Genomic DNA, 23,156 nt, shown 5'->3' on the forward strand with positions numbered 1-23,156 from the left:
CAGAAGGCCCTCACCTATTTCAAGGTCCCTCAGCCGAGACCTGCACCACCTGTCCACAACCTCCCGGGATAGAACACCTAGCACCCGTCATCACGATGCTGGCGCCAGGCGGTCGTCAGTGAATGTGGACGCCGCCTACGACGCGCTCGTGCGCACCCTCTTCGGATCCCTGGACTGGACAGGGCCCGGCGAGGGCGAAGCGACGAGCGCCTGACTCACTGCTTCCGGGTGGCGTCGTTGACGAGCTTGACCAGCACCCGCCGCCGCTCCTTCGGGCTTTCGTTGGCGACATCGCCGAGCATGAGCGTCACGGCCGAGGGTACGGCCAGCCACCACGCCGCCACCGCGCGGGCGACGTAGAGCAGGTGCGCCGGGGCGACATCGGTCCGTAGGAACCCGTCGGCCTGGGCCTTGGCGACCGCGCGGACGTTGTCCGCGTAGTGCCCGGACCGCTCGTGGGCCGCAGCGATCGACGCGCGGTCGGACTGCAGCGGATCCGGGTCGAGCCCTTCCCACAGCAGCAGCCGCAGGTAGTGCGGGTAGGTCCGGTGGTAGTCCCACACCCTGCCGGAGAACTCCCCGAGATCGGCGGCCTGCTCATCGGTCAGCGGGACTGCGGCCGCGAGCTTGATCATCTCCTGTTCCAGCACCGCGCTGAACAGTTTCTGCTTGCTGCCGAAGTACTGGTAGATCCGCTCCTTGTTGATCCCGGCGCGGGCTGCCACGCGGTCGACGCGCGCGCCCAGTGGGCCGTGCTCGCTGTACTCGAAGACAGCGGCGTCCAGCAGCCGCTGCCTGGTCCGTGCGGTGTCCCAGGCCATGACGCGATGTTACCAATATCCAACTCGACAGTTGCCTTCGTTCGGCCCGCATGCCACACTCCAACTCGTCAGTTGCAGTTTTGTCCACAGTGGAGCTGCCATGGACAGTGGATCGACCAGAGCGGCACTGGACGACGTCTTCTCCTCGGTCTCGGAATCCGGGTTCGGCAAGAAATTCCTCGACCGGCTTGCCCCCGACCTCGTGTTCACCGCCACCGGCACGTCACCGCTGGCCGGCCGGTACACCAGCAAGGCCGAGTACAGCGAGAAGGTTCTGGCACGCCTGCACGAGCGGCTGGCTACCCCGATCCGTCCGGCGATCGAGCAGATGCTCGTGGACGGGGAGTGGGCGACGGTGCGCTTCCGCAGCGAAGGTGTCCGCGGGCACAACGGGGCCGATTTCAGCATGCAGTACTGCTGGCTGATCCGGGTCATCGGCGATCGCATCGTCGAGATCATCGGTTTCTACGACACAAAGAAGATGATCGATCTGTTCGCCTGACGCCAATCCGTCCTTCCTGATTCGCGCGAGACCAAGGAGCGAGCGCGTGATCATCGACCGCGATGTGGCGGTGCCCATTGATGACGGTGCCGTATTGCGAGCCGACGTGTTCCGGCCGGACATCACCGAACCGGTACCCGTCATCATGACCCTGGGCCCCTACGGCAAGGGAGTGCGATACCAAGACGGCTACGCGCCCCAATGGAACTGGCTGCTCACGACCTATCCGCATATCCTGCCCGGCTCGACCCGCGAGTACATGGCGTGGGAAACCGCGGATCCGGAAACCTGGGTGCCGTGGGGCTACGCCGTCGTCCGGGTCGATTCGCGTGGCGCGGGCCGGTCCCCAGGGCGGCTGGACATCATGTCCCCGCGCGAGGTCCGCGACTACTACGACGCCATCGAATGGGCCGGGACCCAGCCCTGGAGCAACGGCAAGGTCGACCTCAATGGGATCTCCTACTACGCGATCAACCAGTGGCTGGTCGCGTCGCTGCAGCCGCCGCATCTGGCAGCCATGATCCCGTGGGAGGGCGCAGCGGACTTCTACCGCGACTGGGCCCGTCACGGCGGAATCATGAGCAACGCCTTCCTGGAATCGGTGTTCAGCGGCCGCACCACCATCCACACGGGCGGGGACACCGCTTCGTCCCTGCTGCTTCCTGTCGTTCCGGCCCCGGACGCAGGCCATGCGGCATGAACATCGACCTGAGCGGCAAGTCGATCCTGATCACCGGCGCAGGTCGCGGCCCGGCACCGTCCTCGCGCTGGTCGCCGCGATCGGGATCGGCCTGGCTCTGGGTGCCGAGGTGGACGTCATCGGGTATCTCACATCGCGGTACTACGGCCTGGCCAGCAGCCGGATGTTCGGGGTTTTCTATGCCGTTTTCACACGGGGAATCGGCGCCAGCCCACGGCTCATGGCTTGGTTGCGTGCCGCGACCGGGAGCTACTTCGCGGCACTCGTCGTGGCGGCCGGGCTGCTCGTCGGCGCGTCCGCCCTACTCACGGCACCCCGATTCCCGCGACGGCCCAGGAAAGCGTTCGCGACGTGACCACGGCCACCACAGAGCGAAGCAGCGCAACCTGAACGACCGTCGGCCCAACCAGCAGATCCCAACGTGAGAAAGGCCGCCGATGAACGACATCAAGACCCTGGAAGACCGGCTGCGGGCCGTCGAAGACCGCCTGGCGATCTACAACCTGCTCGCCTCGCACCCGCTCAGCGCGGACACCGGCGAGCCGGACTTCATCGAATCCATCTACACGCAGGACTTCGTGTTCGACCGCGGCGCCGGGTTGTCGGGCGCGCGCGGCCGGGACAAGATGGTCGACCTCGTCGAAAGCGACGCACACCGCACTGCGATCGCCGGCGGGCTCGCGCACTTCGGCAACTTCCCGCTCATCGAACTGCACGGCGACACCGCCGTCGCCACCTCCTACATCGCCCTCATCACGACGGACGAAAAGGGTGAAGAACGCGAACTGGCCAACCATGGAACATCGACCGGATTCCGCGTCCATCGCATCGTCGCCAACCGCTGGTCACTCGCCCGTGAAAACGGCCGGTGGTCGATCGCGTCGCGGACGGTCCTGCCCATGGACGGCAGCGGACCCGCACTGGAGATGGTCCGCAAGGCCGCCACCTACTACGCCGACCGCTGAAGGCTCCGTCGTGTACGACGACATCTACCGGGAGAGCCGGGAAGACCCCGAAAAATTCACGGCCGCGCAAGCGCTCGGCTGGTCCCGCCCGCCCACCCGGTGATGGCGCTCATTGAAAACAGAGATCCCCATCTCCGGGCGCTCGACGCCACCAACCCGCCGTTCCCCCAGTGGTTTCCCGACGGCGAACTGAACGTCGCCCGCAACACGCTGGACCGGCACGTCGCGGCCGGACGCGGTAAACAGGCAGCCCTCGTCTACGACCCATGTAGGTTCCGTAGCTCAGTGTCGAACGGCATGGCGCAACCAGAACGCCCGCCTCCCCGGCGTCTCGCAGCCCAACGACGCGAACGAGCCCGCATCCGCAGCGAGAAAGCCGTCCGCTGGGGAGGCCGTCCCACCAATACGGCGGCCTGAGCAACTACACCCGCTCCTGGTACACCCTGACCTCGGCCGGCTTGAGTCTGTGGGTCGCTGACCAGGCTGCCCGCTCGGTACGCCCCTTTGGGCCCACTCTTCGAGATCGCCTCCGGCATCGTGGAAGAACCAAGAGTTGATACTTTCCAGGGCCTCCAGGGCCTCCAGGGCCTCCAGGGCGGGCGGGAGCCGTATCGAAGCTCGCAGTGAACCTGCACGTAGTGGTCGTGATCATCGTCGCTGTCGGAAACCTCGAACTGTCGGCTGAGGTCCAGCGTGAACATCGCAGGACCGTCGAACGCGTAAGTGCCGTACTGGAACAGAAGACCGTCGGCATCTGGCGGTTTCGCCAGGTGATGATGTAGCGGCGGATCACGTTGCCATACTCGTTCGTCGCTCCGCTGGAAACCGGCCGCAAGTCTTGGACCGCGTTTCCTGGACGCGGTACGGCTCGGGCTGGCGCTGGCCGGTCGCGCCAGCTACGAGGCACGCCACGCCCAGACCGCTACCTGCTGCCGCGCAGCTCGGCTTACCGCATCACGGCCAGCGGCCTCAGCCCACCACAGCCCAATCAGTCGGCGACGTCGAGGCGTCGCCGACTGACCGATGCGGGATTCCAGACCGGAGTGACCGGCTTGAAGCTAGCTGCGCGTCGGGCTAGCCGAATCGGAAGCCTCGTGCGCGCCGTCGTCCTGCAGTGCGGCGAGGGTCAGTACGTGGTCGGCGATGCCCCAGCCGCCGTCGGCGACCTCCTCGACGAGCACCATCGTCCCGCCGCGGGCGCGCTCACCGTAGATCTCCACATAAAGCTCGGTTGTGCGGTGGACGATATTCTCCTTCTGCTCGGCGGTGAGCGTGCCGGCGGGGACCTTGAAGTTCGCGAACGGCATGATCTGACTCCCTTTTCAGCGGCTGGCCTGCTCGGGCAGCAGGTCGGCGATTCCGATGCGGTGGTAGAACTCGGACCTGATCCGGTCGTTGACGGTGGAGACGACGTCGCTGCCGTCCCGGCTCGGGTCAATGTGTGTGCGGAACGGGCGCTGCCCGGCGGGCAGGTCGACCACCCGTGCGATCTCCTGAGCGACCTCGTCCACGCCGCGGCCCTCGGGGAAGATCGAGGTGAGCCGCTCGGCCAGCTGCTCGCGCAGCTCGCCGTAGACGGCGTCGTACTCCGCGGCGCGCTCGGTGTCCGCCGGGACTCCGGCGTGCGCGAAGTGGTTGGTGCCGCTCGGGTAGGCGCCGGGCACGACGATCACCGTGTCGATGCCGTACCTGATGGTCTCGGCGGCGTAGCTCTCGGCGAGCGCGTCCATGCCGGCCTTGGCCGCGAAGTACGGGGCGAGGAACGGCGGGTGTCCGCCGCGCGTGCTCGAACTGGCGACCCACACCAGCACGCCGGAACCCTGCTTGCGCAGGATCGGCAGCGCGGCCCGGTTCACCCGCTGGGTACTGAGCACGTTGACGTCGTAGAGCTCCGCGAGCTGCTCGACGGTGAACGCCTCGGCCGGGCCGAGGACCATGTGCCCGGCGTTGTGCACGACCACGTCCAGCCGGCCCTGCTCGTCGACGATCCGGGCGACGGCGGCGTCCACCGAGCCCTGGTCCTGCACGTCCATCTCGATACCGCGCACGTCGATGTCCTCGGCGGCGGACAGCTCGGCCAGCGCGGTCACCCGCGGCGCGTTGCGGTCGGCGGTGGCGCGCATGCCCGCGTAGACGAGGTGCCCGGCCCGGGCCAGCGCCCGCGCGGTCAGGTCCCCGAAGCCGGAGGAGGCCCCGGTGACCACAATGACCTTCGGCTCGGCGGCTGCGGCCGTGTACTTACTCACGGTTCCCTCCTGTGCCCTTGCTCTGACTCGGAGATCTCAGACCAGTCCGCCATTGACACGGATGACCTGCCCGTTCACCCAGTGACCTCGCGGGCTCGCGAGAAACGCGACGACCTCGGCGATATCCGCGGGGGTGCCGAGCCGATTGAGCGGCGACTGGGCGGCGAGGCTGGCGATCAGCTCCTCGCTCTTGCCCTCGAAGAACATGTCGGTGCCCGTCGGGCCCGGGGCAACCGTGTTGACGGTGACGTCCCGACCGCGCAGCTCGCGGGCCAGGACCAGCGTCAGCGCCTCGACGGCGCCCTTGCTCGCGACGTAACCGCCGTAGGTGGGGAACTTCGTGCCCATGACCGAGGTCGAGAAGGTGATCAGGGCGCCGCCAGCCCGCAGCCGCCTGGCCGCCTGTTGCGCGACGACGAACGTGCCGCGGATGTTAGTACGGTGCATGTCGTCCAGGACCGCCAGGTCGAGGTCGACGATGGTCGAGAGCGACATCTTCCCCGCGGCGTTGACGACCACGTCGATGCCGCCGAAGCGCGCCTCAGCCTCGTCGAACAGCCGCGCCACGGCGTGCTCGTCGGCCACGTCCAACTGCACCGCCAGCGCCCGGCCGCCGGCAGCTTCGACCTCTGCGACGGCCTGCTCGGCGAGGTCCTTGCGCCCGGCGTAGGCGAGCGCGACAGCGTATCCCTCGGCGGCCAGGCGGCCCACGACCTGCCGGCCGATCCCGCGCGTACCGCCGGTGACGACCGCGACCCGCCCCGCTCCGGCGCCGGTCTCCGGGCCATCGGCGATGATTTCGTGCTCCACGCTCATGCTGTGCTCCGTTCTCGATGACCACACCACCCTTGCCGCTCGGCACGCGGGCAACCAGTGGCCGCTTACCCAGGGGACGCCATCCCCTGGCTCGGGCTCGTCGCGGGATGGGAAACTGTGGGCGTGGATCTCGCCGAGCTCGGAGCATTCCTCAAGTCGCGACGTGACCGGATCAGGCCGCCGGACGTCGGGCTGCCCGCCGGGCCACGCCGCCGCGTGCCCGGGCTGCGCCGGGACGAGGTGGCCCAGCTGGCCGGCGCCTCCGTCGACTACTACATCGAGCTCGAGCGCGGCAGCGGCGCGCAGCCCTCCGAGCAGATGCTCGCCTCGTTCGCCCGCGCGCTGCGACTCTCCCTCGACGAGCGCAACCACCTCTACCACCTGGCCGGACGACCGGTCCCGCCGTCCGGCAGCGGCGCGGCGCACGTGCATCCGGCCATGTTGGACCTGCTCGACCAGCTCTCCGGCACCCCGGCCCGGGTCATCACAGACCTGCACGTCATGCTGCTGCAGAACCGCCTCGGCGCCGCCCTGCTCGGCCCGGCGCCGCCCGGCACCGGAGTGCGGGCCAGCTTCGTCTACCGTTGGTTCACCGACCCGGCCGCCCGCGCGCTCTATCCGCCGGAGGACCACGCCCGGCACGCCGAGAGCTTCGTCGCCGACCTGCGCGCCGCCGTCGCGCAGCGCGGCGCGCGCGACGAGGAGTCCAGCGCCTTCATCGCCGACCTGCGGCGGCGCAGCCCCGAGTTCGCCGAGCTCTGGGACCGGCACGACGTGGCCGTGCGCCGCGTGGAGACCAAGCGCATCGTGCACCCGGCCCTCGGCCTCATCGACGTCAACTGCCTGAACCTGCTCAGCGAGGACGGGCGCCAACGGCTGCTCTGGTTCAGCCCCGTCGCGGGCACGGACGCGGTCGAGAAACTCGAACTGCTCTCCGTCCTCGGCACCCAGGACCTCGCCCCCGACCCTCGCTGACCTCTCCCGCTGCGTCCACCGGCAGGACGGGCCCTGGGCACGAACAGCTTCGCGCCCAGCCTTCTGGCGAACGCAGGTCAGGGCAGACCCCGGACGAGGGCGACCGCCAAGGTCGCTTGTTGATCTCCGGAGTCATCCGACCAGGCAGGGTGCACGATCAGACGGCAGTCAAGACCGAAGGCATCGCGGAGCAACTTCGTCAGCATCCGGCGGTGAAGGCCACGGACCAGTTTGAGGCCGGGTGCGTCAGCGGTGAAGTCACGGGCCACCAGGTCGGGCGTCTGCGGCGCCGCATCGTCGGCGACGGTGGTCACCCGCCAAGGGCGTGGCTGGCACGGGAACAGGCCCAACTCGCGCATCAGCGCATGGATCAACTCTGGCCCGGCCTGCACGTTCATCCGCTGGAGCGCGGCATGCACGCGCCGGTATCCGTAGGTCTCATGCGAGTCGGAGAAGACCTGGCGGATGATGGCTTTGAGTTCCGCACGGCGTCCGGCGGTGGACGACAACGGCCGGGAACGCCATTGGTGGAAACCCGACGTGGAGACACCCGCCCACACGCACATCCGCCGCACTGGATAGTTGCCGGCCTCGCCGTCGATGAACTCGTACTTCTCCGTCACCGGTATTCCTGGGCGAAGAAGGCCGCCGCTTTTCCCAGGAACTCGGTCTTCATCCGAAGTTCCCGGTTCTCCCGTTCCAGCTCACGCAAGCGAGCACGTTCACTGATGTTCAGGGGGCGGTTCCTCGCCAGCGTGCTCTTGACGGTACCGGCTAACCCAGGTGCCCAACGTTCCCTCGTTCACCTGGATTTCCCGCGCGACCTCGGCGATCGGGCGGGACTCCACGACCACCATCTTGACCGCCTCGTCCCTGAACTCAGGACTGAACTTCCTACCCTTCTGTGCCACGTGCTGAGTGGACACGCATCGGGACGCTCATGTGGCTGCTGTGCTCTCCCTGGTGGGGGCAGTGATCGGCACCGAGGTGTTCCCGGCCACCGCGGCTGGATACCGCGAGCTGCTGGAGTGGGTCAGGGGGCTGGGCACGGTGCGGCGGGCCGGAGTGGAGGGGACCGGCTCCTTCGGGGCGGCCCTGTACCGCTACCTGCTGGCCCAGGGCGTGGAAGTGTTCGATGTGAACCGGCCCGACCGGACCGACCGCCGTCAGCGCGGCAAGTCGGACCCGCTCGATGCGCAGAATGCGGCCCGGGCGGTGCTGAGCGGGCTGTCGCGCGCCCAGGCCAAGTCAGGCGATGGACCGGTGTAGATCGCCCGGATGTGCAAACTCACCAAGGGCTCGGCGGTCAAAGGCCCGCACCCAGGCGATCAATCAGCTCAAGGCTGTCCTCGTTGGTGCCGACCCGAACCTGCGGGAAGAACTGGCCGGGCTGAACAATTCAGAACTTTTCCGTACCTGTGCACGGCTCGCCGACGACAGCAAGAACGACAAGGACGGTGAAGAGGCGGTGCTGCGGGCCACCCCCATCACCCTGTGTCTGCTGGCCCGGCGCATCGGGCAGCTCACCGAGCAGATCCAGGACGTGGAAGGCCGTCTGGCCCGGCTCGTGGAACGCCACGCCCCGCAGCTGCTCACGGTGGTGGGCATCGGCCCGGACACGGCCGTCACTTTGCTGATCACGATGGGGGACAACCCGGAACGCCTGCGCAGTGAGGGGTCCTTCGCCGCGCTGTGCGGGGTCAGCCCTGTCGAGCGTTCCTCGGGCAGCCGACAGTACCGTCGACTCAACCGCGGCGGCGACCGGCAGGCCAACGCCGCCTTGCACCGGATCGTGCAGACCCGGGTGCGCTTCGACCGACGCACCCAGGACTACTATGAACGCCGCATCAAGGAGGGCAAGACCCCACGCGAAATCGTCCGATGCCTCAAACGCTACGCCGCCCGGGAGGTCCTCCACCTGGTCAGACAGCTACAGCCAAGGCCCCGCTCATAGGGGCTGTTGTGAGATGTGGGAGCGTGACCGGGTGAGCACGACGGCGACGAAACACCTGCAATACCGCCTTGACGGGCCAGAAGACGCCCCGTTCCTGATCCTGGGCCCCGCTCTCGGAACCACATGGCACATGTGGGACCGCCAGATACCCGAGTTGACCCCGCACTGGCGGGTGCTCCGCTTCGACCTGCCGGGACACGGCGGCGCTCCCGTCGACCCCGCGCCCTCCATACCCGAGCTCGCCGACCGGCTGCTCGCCACCCTCGACAGCCTGGGCATCGAGCGGTTCGGCTACGCGGGCTGCTCGATCGGCGGCGCCATCGGCCTCGACCTGGCGCTGCGCAGCCCGCAGCGGGTCAACTCCCTGGTACTGGTCTCCGCGTCAGCGCGCTTCGACACACCCGACGGCTGGCGGCAGCGCGGTGTCGTCGTCCGGTCCGGCGGACTCGCGCAGATCGCCCACACCACCCCGGAGCGCTGGTTCACCCCGGCCTTCCGCGCCGCGCAGGCGTCCATCGTCGAATGGGGCGTGCAGATGGTGCGCACCACCGACGCCGAGTGCTACATCGCCGCCTGCGAGGCGCTGGCCACCCATGACGTACGGGCCGAACTGGCCGGCATCGCCGTTCCCACGCTGGTCGTGGCCGGTGCGGAGGACCCCGCGACGCCGCCCGCCGAGGCCCGCGCGCTGGTCGCCGGTATCCACGACGCCCGGCTCGCCGTGGTCCCCGGCGCTTCGCACCTGGTCCCGGTCGAGCAGCCGCGAGCCTTCACCGACCTGGTGGTACGGCACTTCTCCACTGCCTGGCAGGAACGGGTCGGCCCGGCAGCGCTCACTCCGCCGCCGGTCCGGCTGCCAGTCGAGCCGCCCGCGCCGCCCGCGACCGCTGTCCAGGCACCGGGACCGGTCGTCACACCGCCGTCCGGCACCCCCGTACCCCCGCCGACCGCGGTACCCGAGCCGCCGTCCGCCGCGCCCGGGCCCGCGCAGCGCCCGGACCCGTACGACACCGGCATGAAGATCCGCCGTGAGGTGCTGGGCGACGCCCATGTGGACCGGGCGGCGGACAGCGCCGATGAACTCACTGCCGACTTCCAGGACTTCATCACCCGCTACGCCTGGGGCGAGATCTGGTCCCGGCCGGGACTCGACCGCAAGACCCGCAGCTGCGTCACGCTGACCGCGCTCGCTTCCGGCGGTCATCTCGACGAGCTCGCCTTCCATGTCCGGGCCGCGCTGCGCAACGGTCTGTCGCCCGCCGAGATCAAGGAGGTGCTGATGCAGACCGCCGTCTACTGCGGTGTCCCGGCCGCCAACTCGGCCTTCGCGGTGGCCCAGCGGGTCATCAGGGAGGTGGCCCAGCTGCCCCGCTGACAGGTTCGCCGGACACCGGTATCACTTCGCCCCCCGATGGCCGTGGTGTGACGCCGCCTCGGTGAAATGATGTTGGGGAAACGGTTCCCGGGACGGTTCGACAGGAGACAACCATGAAGCTGACCAAGAAGGGTCACGCCTGCGTCCGCTTGGAGAAGGCCGGCCGGACCCTGGTCATCGACCCCGGCACCTTCAGCGAGGAGGACGCCGCGGTCGGCGCGAACGCGGTCCTGGTCACCCATGAGCATCTGGACCACTTCGACGAGGGTCGGCTGCGGGCCGCCCTGGACGCCAACCCGGCCGCCGAGATCTGGACACTGCGCAGCGTCGCCGACCAGCTCACCGCCGCCTTCCCCGGCCGGGTGCACACGGTCGGCCACGGCGACACCTTCGGCGCGGCGGGCTTCGACATCGAGGTGCACGGCGAACTGCACGCCGTCATCCACCCCGACATCCCCCGGATCACCAACGTCGGCTTCCTGGTGGACGGTTCGCTGTTCCACCCCGGTGACGCGCTCACGGTGCCGGACAAGGAGGTGCGCACGCTCCTGCTGCCGATGCACGCTCCGTGGAACAAGTTCTCCGAGATCGTCGACTACCTGCGGGAGGTCGAGCCCCGGCAGGCCTACTCGATCCACGACGGGCTGCTCAACGACACCGGGCACGGGTTGTACAACCGCATCCTCGGCCCGGCGGGTCCCGGCATCGGCGCCGTCGAGCACCGCCGGATCGTGCCGGGGGAGAGCGTGGAACTGGCGTAGTCGTCCGGCTGTCAGTGGCGGACGGTAGATTGCGGGGCATGGCACTGCGCATCGCGACCTGGAACGTCAACTCGATCACCGCCCGCCTCCCGCGGCTGCTGGCCTGGCTGGAGAGCAGCGGCACGGACGTGCTGTGCATACAGGAGACCAAGTGCGCCGCGGAGCAGTTCCCGTACGACCAGCTGCGCGAGCTCGGCTACGAGGCGGCGGTGAACGCGACCGGCCGGTGGAACGGTGTCGCGGTGATCTCCAAGGCCGGACTGGAGGACGTGGTCACCGGCCTGCCCGGCGGCCCGGAGTACGAAGGCGTCCAGGAGCCGCGCGCGGTGGCGGCCACCTGCGGTCCGGTGCGCGTCTGGTCGGTGTATGTGCCCAACGGCCGGGAGGTCGGCCACGACCACTACCACTACAAGCTGCAGTGGTTCGAGGCGTTGCGGCAGGCCGTCGCCGAGGACGCCGCCGCGGAGCGGCCGTTCGCCGTCCTCGGTGACTACAACGTGGCGCCCACCGACGACGACGTATGGGATCCCACCGTCTTCCAGGGCCTGACCCATGTCACCCCCGCGGAGCGCGCCGCGCTGGCCGGGCTCCGGGACGCGGGCCTCGCCGATGTCGTACCGCGCCCGCTGAAGTACGACCAGCCGTTCACCTACTGGGACTACCGGGAGCTGGGCTTCCCCAAGAACAAGGGCATGCGCATCGACCTGGTCTACGGCAACGCGCCCTTCACCAAGGCGGTCGGTGACGCCTATGTGGACCGCGAGGAGCGCAAGGGCAAGGGCGCCTCGGACCACGCGCCGGTGGTGGTGGACCTGGAGCTGTAACCGCTTTACGACCTGTACGGACGGGCGCCGGAGCGCACACACTGTGCCGCCCCGCCACCGCGGCCGATGCGCGTACGCTCACCGGCCATGACCGTCAAAGACCCGGGCCGCCAGCTCATACCCAGCTTCGCCCTGCACATCGCCGACGCCGAGCTGTCGCCGGAACCGCTCGATGCCAGCCAGATCGTCTCCGGGACTCCCGAGGTGACCGGCGCGGTCCTGTGGGAGTCGCCGGACGGAACTCGGGCGCACGGCATCTGGCAGATCACCCCTGGTGTGGTCACCGACACCGAGGCCGACGAGATGTTCGTGGTGGTCAGCGGCCGGGCGACGATCGAGGTCGAGGGCGGCCCGGAGTTCGAGGTCGGACCGGGCGATGTCTGTGTGCTGCGCGAAGGCGACCGGACGACGTGGACGGTGCACGAGACGCTGCGCAAGGCCTACAGCGTCCGGATCTGATGGCCACGCCTGTCGTCACAGGACGGCCGAGCGGTGCCAGTCTGTCGGTATGGAGAACCCGCTTTTCGACAAGTGGCGCAAGCGGCACGGCCCAGCGCGCGGCGTGTCCGTGATGGGCCCGGCCGCCGTCGACGAGGAGGGGGTCGCGGAGCTGCTCGCGGAGTGCGAGCTGCTGCGCACCCATGCGTCGGCGGCCGGGATCGAACTCGACGACACCGCGGCCTCGTTGGAGGCCCTCGACCAGTTGCCGCCGCAGTGGCGGGACGATCCGGACAACCTGTCCTGGCTGGGCAACGACGCCGGGCTCTACCTCGGCACGGTCATCGTCCGCGGTGTGCCCGGCGCGGTCTGGCAGGTCTGGCCGAACGGCCATCCGGTGGTGCGGTTGGCCTCCGGCCGGGAGGTCGACGTGGTCGCCGCGGGCCACGCCTGGGCGGTCGGCGGTACCCCCGAACTCGCCCAGGTGCACGCGGAAGCCGCGGAGGGTCATTAGGCCGGGGGCCCGCCGTAGCGGCGCTGGTTTCTGCCGGAAGTGCAGATTCCGCCGGTATCCGAGGTGATCCACCCGTGTGCCGCGCGAAGCGTGCGGTCATAGCAGAACCCGGCGGCGGTGCTGCCCCGGTAGTGCTCGGTGGAGGTGCCGTCAGCGGTGAGCACCGCGCCGTTCTTGCGCGCGAGTTCACCGGTGGCGTTGAGCCGGTCGTCCGTGCTGGCCGTGGTGCGCCAGCCATCGCGGCCGGACCGTACCGCGTCCGTCTCCGTACGGCCCTGGGTGACCGCGGCCCTCAGGTCGTAGTTGTTGTAGTCGACGTTGGAGACCGCGTCACTGTCGACGTCGATCGGAGACGACCAGGAGTGCCGCTGGGCGCGCTGCGTGCGACCCGGGCCCGCGGTACGCACCGTGGTGTTCCCCGCGTCCCGCTGGCGCACCACCTGGTGCTGGCCGGTCTTCGACACCGTGTCGGTGTTGGTGTAGCCGAGGTGCTGTTCCACGGTGGTGGTCACCCGGCCACGGGATGTGTCGACATAGCCACTGATAGACCAGTCGCGGTGCACGCCCACGGCGACATCCGTACCGCCGTCGGCCCGCTTGGTCTCGGCGGTGGCGACCCGGGGAGCCGCGGTGAGCGAATCGCTGGTGACCGCGCCGCTGGTGCGGGCTCGTCCGTGATCGGTGTCGACGAACAGCGAACCGCCCACCGTCCAGGTGTCGTTGGCGGAGTACGGGGTGACGGTCAGTGAGTGCGGCCTGCCGTCGGCGAGTTCACCGGCGAAGGGGGTCAGGTCGATGTCGTACGCCTCGGTGCGGAACTGGTCGATCGCCGGGACCGGGCGCCACAGGGTGGGCACGATGCCGCCCGAGTAGACCACCGGATACGGCTGGGCCAGCCCGGCGGGACGGCCGTCGACCGAGACCAGGACCTCACGGTAGGGACCGCCACCGCACAGGTAGTCGGGCGCGCTCTTGGCCAGGTCGTCCGGTACGGCGGTGAACCACTGCTCGTCACAGCCGCCGCCGCGTGCGTACAGCTCCAGCCGGGCCCGGGTCAGATTCGTCGGGAACGCGACCGCGGTGCTCGCCGACTGGCCCTTGCCCAGTTCGAACCAGGGAGCGCTCTTCGGATCCTGGCGGGCGACCGGTATCACCTGGTCGGCGGTGCGGGCGGCGGGGTGCCGGGCGTCGGCCAGGTAGTAGGTGAAGCTCAACCGCGTGTGGTAGACGCCGGTGTAGGTGGCGTTGACAACGTTGCCGAGTTCGACCTGGAGCTGCTGAGGGTTTCTCAGCAGCGGGGCGAACTCGGTGATGTCCTTGTCGACGTGCCAGCTGATGCCGTCCTCGTCGGGCTCCGCCGTGCTGGTGCGGAAGATCTCCGCGCCGCCGAGCCACACCCCGGCGAGCCGGTCGTACTGGCGTCCCTTGACGCTGCCCGACCAGTCCATGACGACCTTGGTCCAGGGCCCGGCGCACCGGCTCGGCGGGGTGACCGTGGTGCTGTAGGGCGGATCGCTGAGGGTGTTGCCGAAGTCATGGCGCATCACCTCCACCGTGCAGTGCCGGGTGGCGGGGCGGCTCACCGCAGGCAGGGCGGAGAGCGGATTCTGGTAGTCCACCGCCGGGTTCGAGCCTGGTTTCGGTGCCGTGCCGGCCCAGGCCGGTGCGCTCAGCCCGCCGAGTGCGAGGGCCGCCGCGGCGCCGAGTGCGGCCAGTGGCCGGCGACCGGCGAGCGATCGCCATCGTCTGATCCGTGCCATCGGATCACCTCTCCTGATCATCCGTGACCATTCGTGATCACCTTCGCCCGTACGCTGCCGTACTCCCGGACTCCCGACAAGACCCCCGGATCGGACGCGAGGACGGCCCTGCGTCCACGGGATCGGGCCCGGAGCCGGGCATCATGGCGGAGGGGACCCCGCGACCACCCCAGACCGGGAGATACGACATGGAATCCCTGGAGAAACTCCCCAACATTGGTGCGATCCTTGCCGACCGGCTGCGCGAAGCCGGGGTGAGCGACGCGACGGAACTGCGCCGTCTCGGCGCGGAGGCGGCGTACGCCAAGATCAGCGCGGAACTCCCGGAGGACGCCCGCGGCCACACCCTCTTCGCCCTCGAAGGTGCCATCCGCGGCACCCGCTGGACCTCCATCCCCCAGGAGGAGCGCGCCACCCTCGCCTCGCGCGTCTTCGACTGACGCGGCGCGGGCGGCGCGCCCACGCCGCCTCAGTTCTGCCGTAGCGGCACCGAGAGCCAGGACGGATCGGCGGCCGACGCGGAGAACGAGAGCGTCGAGCCAACCGGGTTGTGCGTGATGTACAGCGGGTCGACGGTGTCGATCACCAGTGCCAGCCGATGCCCGGCCGGTACGTCGTAGGCGGTCGAGAACAGGCCGAGGTCCACGGACGTCGGCCGACCGGGGGTGCGGTCGATGGAGGTCTGCGGCGCATGGGTGATCAGCTTGCCGATGCCGAGCGCGTCCACGTCGTACAGGTACGCCACGATGCTCGCCCTGTCCCCGGTGCTGGTCAGTGTGGTGTGCAGACGCACCGTGCCGCGGACCCGCTGCGCCGTGGTACAGGCCTGCGACTGCCACACGGCGGCGACCGAGCGGGGCAGCAGCGGGATCGACGCGATCGGCGGCAACTTGACGAATTGATCGGCGAGTTGGCTCAAGAAGATGATTCCGCCGTCCGCGCCGGAGTCGATGTTGGTGCCGATCCGGGTGCTCCAGGCCGTCGCGCCGGCGTCGCCCAGCGATCCGGTGCCGAGGAAGTCCCGCGCCCCGAGCAGCAGTTTGCGTGTCGTGGACGGTACGGACCGCCAGCTGGCGTAGCTCTCGTATCCGCCGCCGGTGCGGGATGCCAGCCGCACCGGCGGTTCTCGGTCGATGCCGTTGTCCGCACCCTTGAGGTAGTGGTCGAGCCAGCGCCTGGCGTCGTTCCAGGTGTCGTTGGGCAGCCCGAACAGACCGGTTGCCTCGGGTGTCGCATGGTCGCCGGGCCGGAACTCCAGGCGCTTGGCCGTGCGCAACCGCTCGTAGAAGGCGGCGAGTTGGTTGGGGTTGAAGAGGCTGTCCCCCCAGGCGTTGCCGAGCATGATGGCGGCGCCGTTGGCGTTGATCTGGTCGACGTAGGTGGCCGGGGAGCGCTCCCTGCCCCACGCGATCATGTCGGCCTCCTTGTCGTAGCGGGAGGCGAGGAAGTCGGCGAGGGTCTGCTGGAGGCTCGCGCTGGGACGGCCGGTCAGATATCCCGACGCGCCGAGCAGCGCGGTGGCCTGGAGGTGCTGGGTGCGCCCACTGTAGATGGAGTCGATCAGATCGGCCCAGCCGCTCAGCGCCACCACGGCTCTGATCCGCTTGTCGTGCGCGGCGCCCATCAGACCGAGCCCGGCGCCGTAGGAGATCCCGGCCATGCCGATGTGCGCGGGATCCGCGGGGGTGTGGGCGAGCGTCCAGTCGACGACCTTCGAGATGTCGGCGACGTCTGGTGGCCCCGCCACCTCGATCCGTCCGCCGGAGAGCCAGAAGCCGCGCGGGGTGTAACTGACCACGACATAGCCGGAGTCGGCGAGGCTCTTCGCCTGGGCGGTGTACTCCAGGTCGTTCAGCGCCCAACTGCTGGGCAGGATGACGACCGGGTACTTCCGGGTGCCGTCGTCTCCGCTCGGGGTGAGGACATTGCCCTTCAGCGTGACACCGCCCGAGCCGGGGATGTCGACGAAGCGGAACGACGTGGTCGGCGCCGCTCCGGTGACCGCCGCGGTCGTGACGGGTGCGGCGGTCGCGGCGGGGGCCACAGCCAGCGCGGCGGTGGCGGCCAGTGCGACGCAGACCGCGCAGGCGATGGTCCGCCGAGGGGATGCGTGGGGGGTTGTCACCTGTGGCTCCTGAGGCCGGAAGGGCAGCGCTGAAAGGCACCTCAGCAGAGTGACTGGAGGGTAACCACGAGCGCTTACCGCCGGTAATAGGCGTGCTGGTTACGTGCGGGTAACGATCGGCGCCGTCGCCATCGCGGCGCGGATGCCCCCCGAACGGCCCATGCCCGGGGGCCGACTCCCCGTACCGGCCGGGATCATGACCCCATGGCGGTACTGGTCGCGGTGGGCGCGTTCCTGATGACCCTGGTCGGCGGCGCGGTCGCGCACCGCATCGGGGACCGCCGCCACCTCGTCCTCGGGCTCGCCGCCGGGCTCATGCTCGGCGTGGTCGGCTTCGATCTGCTGCCGGAAGCCCTCGACGCCGAACCGGCGGACGTCTTCGGGGTGCCCGCGGCGCTGCTGATGTTCGTCGCGGGCTTCCTCGCCATCCATGTCGTCGAGCGGGCGGTCGCCATCCACCGCGTCCACGAGGGCGAGTACGCCGCGCACACGCACCCGGCCGGCCATGCCCACCACCGGCACGGCGGGCCGCCGCCCCAGGGCCTCGGCATCGCCGCAGCCGGTGCACTGATCGGACACAGCGTGATGGACGGCTTCGCCATCGGCGCCGCCTTCCAGGCCGCGACCTCTGTCGGCGTGGTGGTCGCGCTCGCCGTCATCGCGCATGACTTCGCGGACGGCTTCAACACCTACACGGTCACCCGGCTGTACGGGAACAACCGGGTCCGGGCACTCGCACTGCTCGGCTGCGATGCCGTGGCGCCGGTCGCGGGCGCCGCCATCACGTCGGCGTTCACCGTTCCCGAGGGGGCACTCGGGCTGTATCTGGGCCTCTTCGCCGGGTTCCTGTTCTACCTGGCGACCTCCGACATCCTTCCCGAGGCGCACAGCCCGCATCCTTCGCTGTCCACCCTGCTGTGCACGCTCGCGGGCACCGGATTCATGTGGCTGGTCATCGGGATGGCGGGCTGATGCCGATGCCGGACGTTACAGCCGTACGAAACGTCACCGCGGCGGCGCGCTCCCCCTGTCGCCACCTCCCTCCCGCCGGTAGGCTCCCGCCCCTGTCGTTCGCTTGGAGGTACGCATGGGTCCTGCCGCAGGATCGACAACTCGCCGCCGAATAACGGCCCTTGCCGCCACCGCCGCCGTAGTGGCCACCCTCGCCGCGAGCTCACCGGCGGCGGTCGCCGGAACGCCCGACGCGGCCCCGGTGAAGTCACCGGTCGCGGTCGGCTACGGCGGCGCCGTCTCCAGCGTGGACGCCAACGCCTCGGCGGTGGGGATCGACGTGCTGCGGCGCGGCGGCAACGCGGTGGACGCGGCCGTCGCCACCGCCGCCGCGCTCGGCGTCACCGAGCCGTACTCGGCAGGTATCGGCGGTGGCGGCTACCTCGTCTACTACAACGCCAGAACTCATCGAATATCCACCATCGACGGCCGGGAGACCGCCCCGCACACCGCGACCGACGGCCTCTTCCTGGAGAACGGCAAGCCGCTCCCGTTCGACCAGGCGGTCACCAGCGGACTGTCCGTCGGGGCACCCGGCACCCCCGCCACCTGGCAGGCCGCCCTCGACCGCTGGGGGACGCGCTCGCTCGCCCAGTCGCTCGCCCCGGCCGAGCGACTCGCCGAACGCGGCTTCACCGTCGACCAGACGTTCCGCCAGCAGACCGCGGACAACCAGGCGCGGTTCGCCGACTTCCCGGCGACCGCCAAGCTCTTCCTGCCCGGCGGAAGGCTCCCGGTGGTCGGCTCCACCTTCGCCAACCCCGATCTGGCCCGCACCTACCAGGAGTTGGGCCGACGCGGCCTCGGCGCCCTGTACCGCGGCGACATCGGCACCGACATCATCGACACCGTCCACAAGCCGCCGGTGAGCCCGACCGCCACCCGCAAGGTCCGGCCCGGCAAGCTGAGCGCCGCCGACCTGGCCGGGTACGGGGTGAACTTCCGGTCGCCGACCCATGTCTCGTACCGCGGACTCGACGTGTACGGGATCGCGCCGTCCTCGTCGGGCGGCACCACGACGGGGGAAGCGCTCAACATCCTTCAGCGGTACGACCTGTCCACGATGAGTTCGGCGCAGTACCTGCACCACTTCATCGAGGCCAGCCGGATCGCCTTCGCCGACCGCGGGCGCTGGGTCGGCGACCCGGCGTACACGAACGTGCCCAGCCGCGGGCTGACCTCCCGGCAGTTCGCCGACTCACGCGCCTGCCTGATCAAGCCCGACGCGGTCCTCAGCAGCCCGCTCCCGCCCGGTGACCCCCGTCATCCGGTGAGCGGCTGCGACCATGGCGGCACGGCCGCACCCACCACGTACGAGGGCCAGAACACCACCAACCTGACGGTGGCCGACCGGTGGGGGAACGTCGTCGAGTACACCCTCACCATCGAACAGACCGGCGGCAGCGGCATCGTGGTACCCGGCCGCGGCTTCCTGCTCAACAACGAGCTGACGGACTTCGACTTCGCCCCGGCCAACCCCGCGGTCCCCGACCCCAACCTGCCAGGACCCGGCAAGCGTCCGCGCTCCTCGATCTCCCCGACCATCGTGCTCAAGGACGGCAGGCCCGACTTCGCGATCGGCTCGCCCGGCGGCGCCACGATCATCACCACCGTGCTCCAGGTGCTGCTCGGCCATGTGGACCGCGGGCTGCCGCTCGTCGACGCCATCGCCGCGCCGCGCGCCAGCCAGCGCAACGGCGCCAACACGGAGTTGGAGCCGGGGCTCTACAACAGCCCGCTACGCGGTGAGCTGGAGAGGATCGGTCACCACTTCGCCCTCAACCCGGAGATCGGCGCGGCCACCGGTGTGCAGCGGCTGCCGGACGGCCGGTGGGTCGCCGCCGCCGAGACCGTGCGCCGCGGCGGCGGCTCGGCCATGGTCGTGCACCCGTCCGGCAAGGAGTAGGTCAGGTCCGCCTGCTGAGTAAGGCCACCGCCGCGTCGAACGCGGAGTCGCGGCGATGGCCGAACTCACCGTCGGTGAAGACCGGTTCGCGGAGGTCCGGTGGGATGCCCGCGCCGTCGAAGGTCCGCCCGTCGCGGGTCAGGAACTCCTCGTTGGGCAGGCCGAACGTCCAGCCGTTGGGCAGTTCGCGGTCCATCACATCGGAGAACACCCCCTGGGTGTTCTCCCCGATCCGTACCGTCGTCCCCGGTCGGCCGAACAGCGCCTGGGTGAAGGTCTCCCCGGCGCTGACCGTCGATCCGCCGGTCAGCAGGGCCAGCGGACCGCTGTAGCGCGGGGCGTCGGCCGGGCGCACGGTGATCGGCTGCGGTCGGCTGAACCGGGCCGGGTCGCCGGGGTCGTCGCGATACCGCTTCGCGTACGCGAGGTACGGCCGGTCGGTCAGCCGGGACGCGATGCGCAGGCCCAGGTCGTCGTAGCCGCCGCCGTTGACCCGCAGATCGATGACCAGGCCCTTGAGCGCGGCGGTACGCCCAGGGGTGAGGATCGCGTCCAGCGTCTGGTCCAGCACCTTCTCGTCGGACGCATAGGGGTCGTTGCGGTCGGCGGTGTAGCCGCCGAAGCCGGAGATCCGCAGATAGCCCAGACCATCCGGAAGGTCGGCGTAGCTGATCCGGCCGCCCGCAAACTCCTGGAGCGGTCGCCCGCGCAGATCACGGCCCTTGATGTACGCCTTCACCTTGGCGTCGTAGTCGGGAGAGGGGGCCACGGTTCCCGGCCGCCCCTGTCCGAAGCGCCGCGAGGGCTCGCCACCGTCCAGGTGGACATGGGCGTCGTGCAGCGGGGCGACCATGTCCCGCAGGACGGAGAAGAGTTGGTCGTCCGAGGTGGTCGCGGTCACCCGCGGACGGTAGCGGTCGTGCACCGCCTGCCAGTTGACGCCCTTGGCCGCGAAGAACGGATAGTTCTCCGCGAACGTCCGCCAGAACGTCTCGAACACCGCCACCGGGTCCGACGGCGCCGTGCGGGTGCACGCCGCGGGCAGCGCGTCGATCCGCCGTAGCCCGCGGTCGTTCGGCGACCCGGCGATGTGCAGCACCGCGCGATCCGCCCGCGCCGCCGGACGAACGGTGAGGACGTCCTCGCCGAGCGTGGTGTACGTGGCCGTACCGTCCCCGGCGGTCGGGCCGGACTGCTCGGCCACCTCGCCCGGTAGACAGCTGACGGCCGTCGTCTGGAAGGTGCGCAGCCGGCCGTGGTCGACGGCGAGTACGGTGCCGTAACCGTTCATCCGCCACACACCGTCCAGCGGCCCCGCCCCGGACGCCGCCGTCTGCGGGGTCGCCGCGCTCGCCGCGCCCGCCGGGAGCAGCGCGCTACCGCCCACCGCCAGTAACGCCGCGGTCGCGGCCGCTCGCGTGTATCGGTTCCTGTGTGCCATGTGGACCATCGTGTCGGCCGCGTGCCTGTCCAGGGCATCCTGGCAGCGGGTGGTTTCGGGGTGGGGAAATCCGCACCCCGAAACCACCCGCTGGGCCTGTCCGGTGGCACCGAGCCCGCCGCGGCCCGACCAGGACCGGTCAGACGGACGCTAGCCCAGCAGCTTGACGATCGCGTCCGCGGTGTCCGTCTCGCCCAGCCGCGGGAAGATCTTCTCGATGCTGTTGCGGTGGGCGTCCGAGTCCAGATCGGTGACCGCGTCGGTCGCGATGGTCACGTGGTAGCCGTGCTCGTACGCGCTACGGGCCGTGGACTCCACCCCGATGCTGGTCGCGATGCCGGCCAGCACGATCTGGGTGACGCCGCGGCGGCGCAGCTCCAGATCGAGGTTGGTGCCGTAGAAGGCACCCCACTGCTGTTTGGTGACGGTGATGTCCTGCGGCTGCTGGTTCAGCTCCGGAACCAACTCCGCCCAGTCGGCGGGTAGTTGGCCGCCCGGCAGCGGTGCGTCGGTACGGCCCGGCGCCCGGCCCGCCACGTTCACCAGGACTACCGGCAGGCCCTTGGAGCGGAACCCCTCGGCGAGACGGGCGCCGCGCTCGATGATCTCGGCACTGGGGTGGACGGACGGCAGACCGACGATGCCCTTCTGCAGGTCGATCAGGACGAGGGCGGTTCGGGGGTCAAGTGTCGTTGCCGGCATGGCAGGTGCCTACTTCCGTTCGGTTGCGTTTGCGGTTGGGGTGACCGGATCAGCGGCGCTTGGCGCACAGCGCCCGGTCGGCGATGGTCAGTGTGAGGAGCACCAGGCTCAGCACGCTCACCGTGGCGGCCATCTCATGCAGTCCGGCATCGGTCGCCCGCGGTCCGTAGAACAGTCCGATGAGGCTGGCCGCGGTGATCGCGCCGAGGTACTGCGCGGTGCGCTGCAGTCCGGCGGCGGCGCCGGTGCCGCCGGGTGGCGCCTGGACGTAGACGGCGGCCTGGTTGCCGGTCGAGGTGAGTCCCTGCGGTAGACCGAACACCACGGCGATCAGCAGCAGGACCGCCAGCGGTGTGCTGCGCCCGGCCAGCAGCAGCGCCCCGCCGCCGATGGCGAGCAGCGCCGCGGCCAGCGTGAGCGGGGCCCGGATGCCCTTGGTGCGGGCGCCGAGCAGTGAGCAGACGGCGGCGGCCACCGACATCGGCAGCATGATCAGCCCGGTGTCGAACACCGAGACGCCATGGGCCTCTTCCAGCCACTGGGCGAATCCGTACATCACGCAGTAGATGACCAGGTAGGCGATGCCATGCCGTAGATATGTGGTGGCGAGCGCACGGTTGCGCGTCAGCATCCGCACATCGATGAACGGGGTGCCGCGGCGCAACTCCCACCAGGTGAGCACGGCACCGAGCGCCGTGAGCACCGGCAGCAGCAGCCACTGGGGGTGGTCGAGCCGCATCAGGAACACCATGGCGACCGTCAGCGCGCCGCCGAACAGGGCGATGCCCAGCGGATCGAGCGCCGCCGAGGCAGGCGGCGTTCCCGGGCCGGACGGCCTGCCGCTCGGCAGCCACAGCATCGCCAGTACCAGCGCGAGCAGCGCCAGCGGGATGTTGACCGCGAAGATCGCCCGCCAGCCCAGGGTCGCCGCGAGCACTCCACCGAGCACCGGACCGACCGCGGCGCTGGACAGCCCGGCCAGCGACAGCAACCCCAGCACGGTACGCGGGGTCTCGCGGCCCCGCCGCTCGGACTCCGTCCGCAGCAGCGCCATGGCCGCGGGATACGCCGCGGAGGTGCCGAAGCCCAGCAGGACGCGGGCGGCCACCAGCCAGCCGAGGGTGGGGGCTGAGGTGCCGACCACGCCCGCCGCGCACACCAGCACCAGACCGGCCAGGAAGACCCGGCGTGGCCCTAGTAGGGCTTGGTCATGTTGATCTTGGCGGTGCGTGTCCTTCGGCCGCTGCATGCGTTGAAGGTGTGTGACGCCGGAAGAAATCGCAGCCATCCGTGGCGAGTTGGAAGCATTCGCAGCTGATG

The 23,156-nt window shown here is 70.0% G+C and carries 28 protein-coding genes; 17 read left to right on the forward strand and 11 right to left on the reverse strand.

Features of this window, described 5'->3' with window-relative positions:
- Positions 1-215: 215 nt before the first annotated feature.
- Positions 216-821 carry a TetR family transcriptional regulator gene (locus P2L57_RS36475; protein ID WP_275822212.1) on the reverse strand — a complete coding sequence of 202 codons (606 nt, stop codon included), beginning with the start codon at positions 819-821 and terminating at the stop codon, positions 216-218.
- 100 nt (positions 822-921) lie between these two features.
- On the opposite strand from P2L57_RS36475, the gene P2L57_RS36480 reads away from it, so the two are divergent.
- From P2L57_RS36480 to P2L57_RS36505, 6 genes are all read left to right on the forward strand, one after another.
- Complete coding sequence (locus tag P2L57_RS36480) at positions 922-1,323, forward strand: nuclear transport factor 2 family protein (RefSeq protein ID WP_275822213.1); 402 nt, start codon at positions 922-924, stop codon at positions 1,321-1,323.
- Between the two features lie 46 nt (positions 1,324-1,369).
- Positions 1,370-2,023: a CocE/NonD family hydrolase gene (locus tag P2L57_RS36485; protein WP_275822215.1), complete on the forward strand. Its 654-nt coding sequence runs from the start codon at positions 1,370-1,372 to the stop codon at positions 2,021-2,023.
- Positions 2,013-2,378, forward strand: a complete 366-nt coding sequence (locus P2L57_RS36490) for an MFS transporter (protein ID WP_275822217.1) — start codon at positions 2,013-2,015, stop codon at positions 2,376-2,378. Before P2L57_RS36485 ends, P2L57_RS36490 begins: the two co-directional genes overlap by 11 nt.
- 82 nt (positions 2,379-2,460) lie before the next feature.
- Entirely contained in the window at positions 2,461-2,988 is a 528-nt protein-coding gene (locus tag P2L57_RS36495; protein ID WP_275822219.1) for a nuclear transport factor 2 family protein, read from the forward strand.
- 102 nt (positions 2,989-3,090) lie between these two features.
- Positions 3,091-3,405, forward strand: coding sequence for an acetyl-coenzyme A synthetase N-terminal domain-containing protein (locus tag P2L57_RS36500; RefSeq protein ID WP_275822221.1), 315 nt, complete (start codon positions 3,091-3,093; stop codon positions 3,403-3,405).
- 206 nt (positions 3,406-3,611) lie between these two features.
- On the forward strand, positions 3,612-3,770 hold the full coding sequence (locus tag P2L57_RS36505) for a hypothetical protein (RefSeq protein ID WP_275822222.1): 159 nt from the start codon (positions 3,612-3,614) through the stop codon (positions 3,768-3,770).
- 276 nt (positions 3,771-4,046) lie between these two features.
- Here the strand turns inward: P2L57_RS36505 and P2L57_RS36510 are convergent, their stop codons facing one another.
- The 3 genes from P2L57_RS36510 to P2L57_RS36520 are packed head-to-tail and all read right to left on the reverse strand — an operon-like array spanning position 4,047 to position 6,050.
- Positions 4,047-4,295 (reverse strand): tautomerase family protein, encoded by a 249-nt coding sequence (locus tag P2L57_RS36510; RefSeq protein WP_275822223.1) that lies wholly within the window; start codon positions 4,293-4,295, stop codon positions 4,047-4,049.
- A gap of 15 nt (positions 4,296-4,310) precedes the next feature.
- A complete protein-coding gene (locus tag P2L57_RS36515) occupies positions 4,311-5,234 on the reverse strand; it encodes an SDR family oxidoreductase (RefSeq protein ID WP_275822225.1) in 924 nt (307 codons plus the stop codon).
- A 36-nt stretch (positions 5,235-5,270) separates the two neighbouring features.
- The gene (locus P2L57_RS36520; protein WP_275822227.1) at positions 5,271-6,050 is read right to left on the reverse strand and encodes an SDR family oxidoreductase; all 780 of its coding nucleotides are present in this window, start codon (positions 6,048-6,050) and stop codon (positions 5,271-5,273) included.
- 123 nt (positions 6,051-6,173) lie between these two features.
- Here P2L57_RS36520 and P2L57_RS36525 point away from each other — a divergent pair, with 123 nt between their 5' ends.
- Entirely contained in the window at positions 6,174-7,025 is an 852-nt protein-coding gene (locus P2L57_RS36525; RefSeq protein ID WP_275822229.1) for a helix-turn-helix transcriptional regulator, read from the forward strand.
- Positions 7,026-7,102: 77 nt separating this feature from the next.
- Here the strand turns inward: P2L57_RS36525 and P2L57_RS36530 are convergent, their stop codons facing one another.
- Both P2L57_RS36530 and P2L57_RS40995 read right to left on the reverse strand, forming a co-directional pair.
- Positions 7,103-7,648: an IS3 family transposase gene (locus P2L57_RS36530; RefSeq protein ID WP_275822231.1), complete on the reverse strand. Its 546-nt coding sequence runs from the start codon at positions 7,646-7,648 to the stop codon at positions 7,103-7,105.
- A gap of 99 nt (positions 7,649-7,747) precedes the next feature.
- Positions 7,748-7,951 carry a transposase gene (locus P2L57_RS40995; RefSeq protein WP_372516069.1) on the reverse strand — a complete coding sequence of 68 codons (204 nt, stop codon included), beginning with the start codon at positions 7,949-7,951 and terminating at the stop codon, positions 7,748-7,750.
- Between the two features lie 16 nt (positions 7,952-7,967).
- Between P2L57_RS40995 and P2L57_RS36535 the strand changes: the two genes are divergently transcribed.
- The 7 genes from P2L57_RS36535 to P2L57_RS36565 all read left to right on the forward strand — a co-directional run bounded on the left by P2L57_RS36535 (position 7,968) and on the right by P2L57_RS36565 (position 12,891).
- Positions 7,968-8,294 carry an IS110 family transposase gene (locus P2L57_RS36535; RefSeq protein ID WP_275822232.1) on the forward strand — a complete coding sequence of 109 codons (327 nt, stop codon included), beginning with the start codon at positions 7,968-7,970 and terminating at the stop codon, positions 8,292-8,294.
- Positions 8,281-8,979, forward strand: a complete 699-nt coding sequence (locus tag P2L57_RS36540; protein ID WP_275822234.1) for a transposase — start codon at positions 8,281-8,283, stop codon at positions 8,977-8,979. Before P2L57_RS36535 ends, P2L57_RS36540 begins: the two co-directional genes overlap by 14 nt.
- Before the next feature lie 31 nt (positions 8,980-9,010).
- Complete coding sequence (pcaDC, locus tag P2L57_RS36545; RefSeq protein ID WP_275822236.1) at positions 9,011-10,354, forward strand: bifunctional 3-oxoadipate enol-lactonase/4-carboxymuconolactone decarboxylase PcaDC; 1,344 nt, start codon at positions 9,011-9,013, stop codon at positions 10,352-10,354.
- 113 nt (positions 10,355-10,467) lie between these two features.
- Positions 10,468-11,115, forward strand: a complete 648-nt coding sequence (locus P2L57_RS36550) for an MBL fold metallo-hydrolase (protein ID WP_275822238.1) — start codon at positions 10,468-10,470, stop codon at positions 11,113-11,115.
- A 44-nt stretch (positions 11,116-11,159) separates the two neighbouring features.
- Complete coding sequence (locus P2L57_RS36555) at positions 11,160-11,939, forward strand: exodeoxyribonuclease III (RefSeq protein ID WP_275822261.1); 780 nt, start codon at positions 11,160-11,162, stop codon at positions 11,937-11,939.
- Positions 11,940-12,026: 87 nt separating this feature from the next.
- Positions 12,027-12,398 (forward strand): cupin domain-containing protein, encoded by a 372-nt coding sequence (locus P2L57_RS36560; RefSeq protein ID WP_275822240.1) that lies wholly within the window; start codon positions 12,027-12,029, stop codon positions 12,396-12,398.
- A 49-nt stretch (positions 12,399-12,447) separates the two neighbouring features.
- Positions 12,448-12,891 carry a DUF6278 family protein gene (locus P2L57_RS36565; RefSeq protein WP_275822242.1) on the forward strand — a complete coding sequence of 148 codons (444 nt, stop codon included), beginning with the start codon at positions 12,448-12,450 and terminating at the stop codon, positions 12,889-12,891.
- On the opposite strand, the gene P2L57_RS36570 is transcribed toward P2L57_RS36565, so the two are convergent.
- Positions 12,888-14,651 (reverse strand): peptide-N4-asparagine amidase, encoded by a 1,764-nt coding sequence (locus tag P2L57_RS36570; protein ID WP_275822244.1) that lies wholly within the window; start codon positions 14,649-14,651, stop codon positions 12,888-12,890. The two genes, P2L57_RS36565 and P2L57_RS36570, sit on opposite strands and share 4 nt — an antisense overlap.
- A 188-nt stretch (positions 14,652-14,839) precedes the next feature.
- Here P2L57_RS36570 and P2L57_RS36575 point away from each other — a divergent pair, with 188 nt between their 5' ends.
- Positions 14,840-15,091 (forward strand): TfoX/Sxy family DNA transformation protein, encoded by a 252-nt coding sequence (locus tag P2L57_RS36575; protein WP_275822246.1) that lies wholly within the window; start codon positions 14,840-14,842, stop codon positions 15,089-15,091.
- A gap of 29 nt (positions 15,092-15,120) precedes the next feature.
- Here P2L57_RS36575 and P2L57_RS36580 read toward each other — a convergent pair whose 3' ends face one another.
- Positions 15,121-16,776 carry a CocE/NonD family hydrolase gene (locus P2L57_RS36580; protein ID WP_275822248.1) on the reverse strand — a complete coding sequence of 552 codons (1,656 nt, stop codon included), beginning with the start codon at positions 16,774-16,776 and terminating at the stop codon, positions 15,121-15,123.
- A 204-nt stretch (positions 16,777-16,980) separates the two neighbouring features.
- On the opposite strand from P2L57_RS36580, the gene P2L57_RS36585 reads away from it, so the two are divergent.
- Positions 16,981-17,748, forward strand: coding sequence for a ZIP family metal transporter (locus P2L57_RS36585; RefSeq protein ID WP_275822250.1), 768 nt, complete (start codon positions 16,981-16,983; stop codon positions 17,746-17,748).
- A 115-nt stretch (positions 17,749-17,863) separates the two neighbouring features.
- The gene (gene ggt, locus P2L57_RS36590) at positions 17,864-19,693 is read left to right on the forward strand and encodes a gamma-glutamyltransferase (protein ID WP_275822253.1); all 1,830 of its coding nucleotides are present in this window, start codon (positions 17,864-17,866) and stop codon (positions 19,691-19,693) included.
- Position 19,694: 1 nt separating this feature from the next.
- On the opposite strand, the gene P2L57_RS36595 is transcribed toward ggt, so the two are convergent.
- The 3 genes from P2L57_RS36595 to P2L57_RS36605 form a co-directional block, all read right to left on the reverse strand.
- Positions 19,695-21,134, reverse strand: a complete 1,440-nt coding sequence (locus P2L57_RS36595; RefSeq protein WP_275822255.1) for a S41 family peptidase — start codon at positions 21,132-21,134, stop codon at positions 19,695-19,697.
- Positions 21,135-21,284: 150 nt separating this feature from the next.
- Positions 21,285-21,836: an isochorismatase family protein gene (locus P2L57_RS36600; RefSeq protein ID WP_275822257.1), complete on the reverse strand. Its 552-nt coding sequence runs from the start codon at positions 21,834-21,836 to the stop codon at positions 21,285-21,287.
- A 49-nt stretch (positions 21,837-21,885) separates the two neighbouring features.
- A complete protein-coding gene (locus tag P2L57_RS36605) occupies positions 21,886-23,085 on the reverse strand; it encodes an MFS transporter (RefSeq protein ID WP_275822259.1) in 1,200 nt (399 codons plus the stop codon).
- Positions 23,086-23,156 lie beyond the last annotated feature (71 nt).

The organism is Streptantibioticus ferralitis (assembly GCF_029223525.1).
GTDB classification, from domain to species: Bacteria; Actinomycetota; Actinomycetes; order Streptomycetales; family Streptomycetaceae; genus Streptantibioticus_A; species Streptantibioticus_A ferralitis.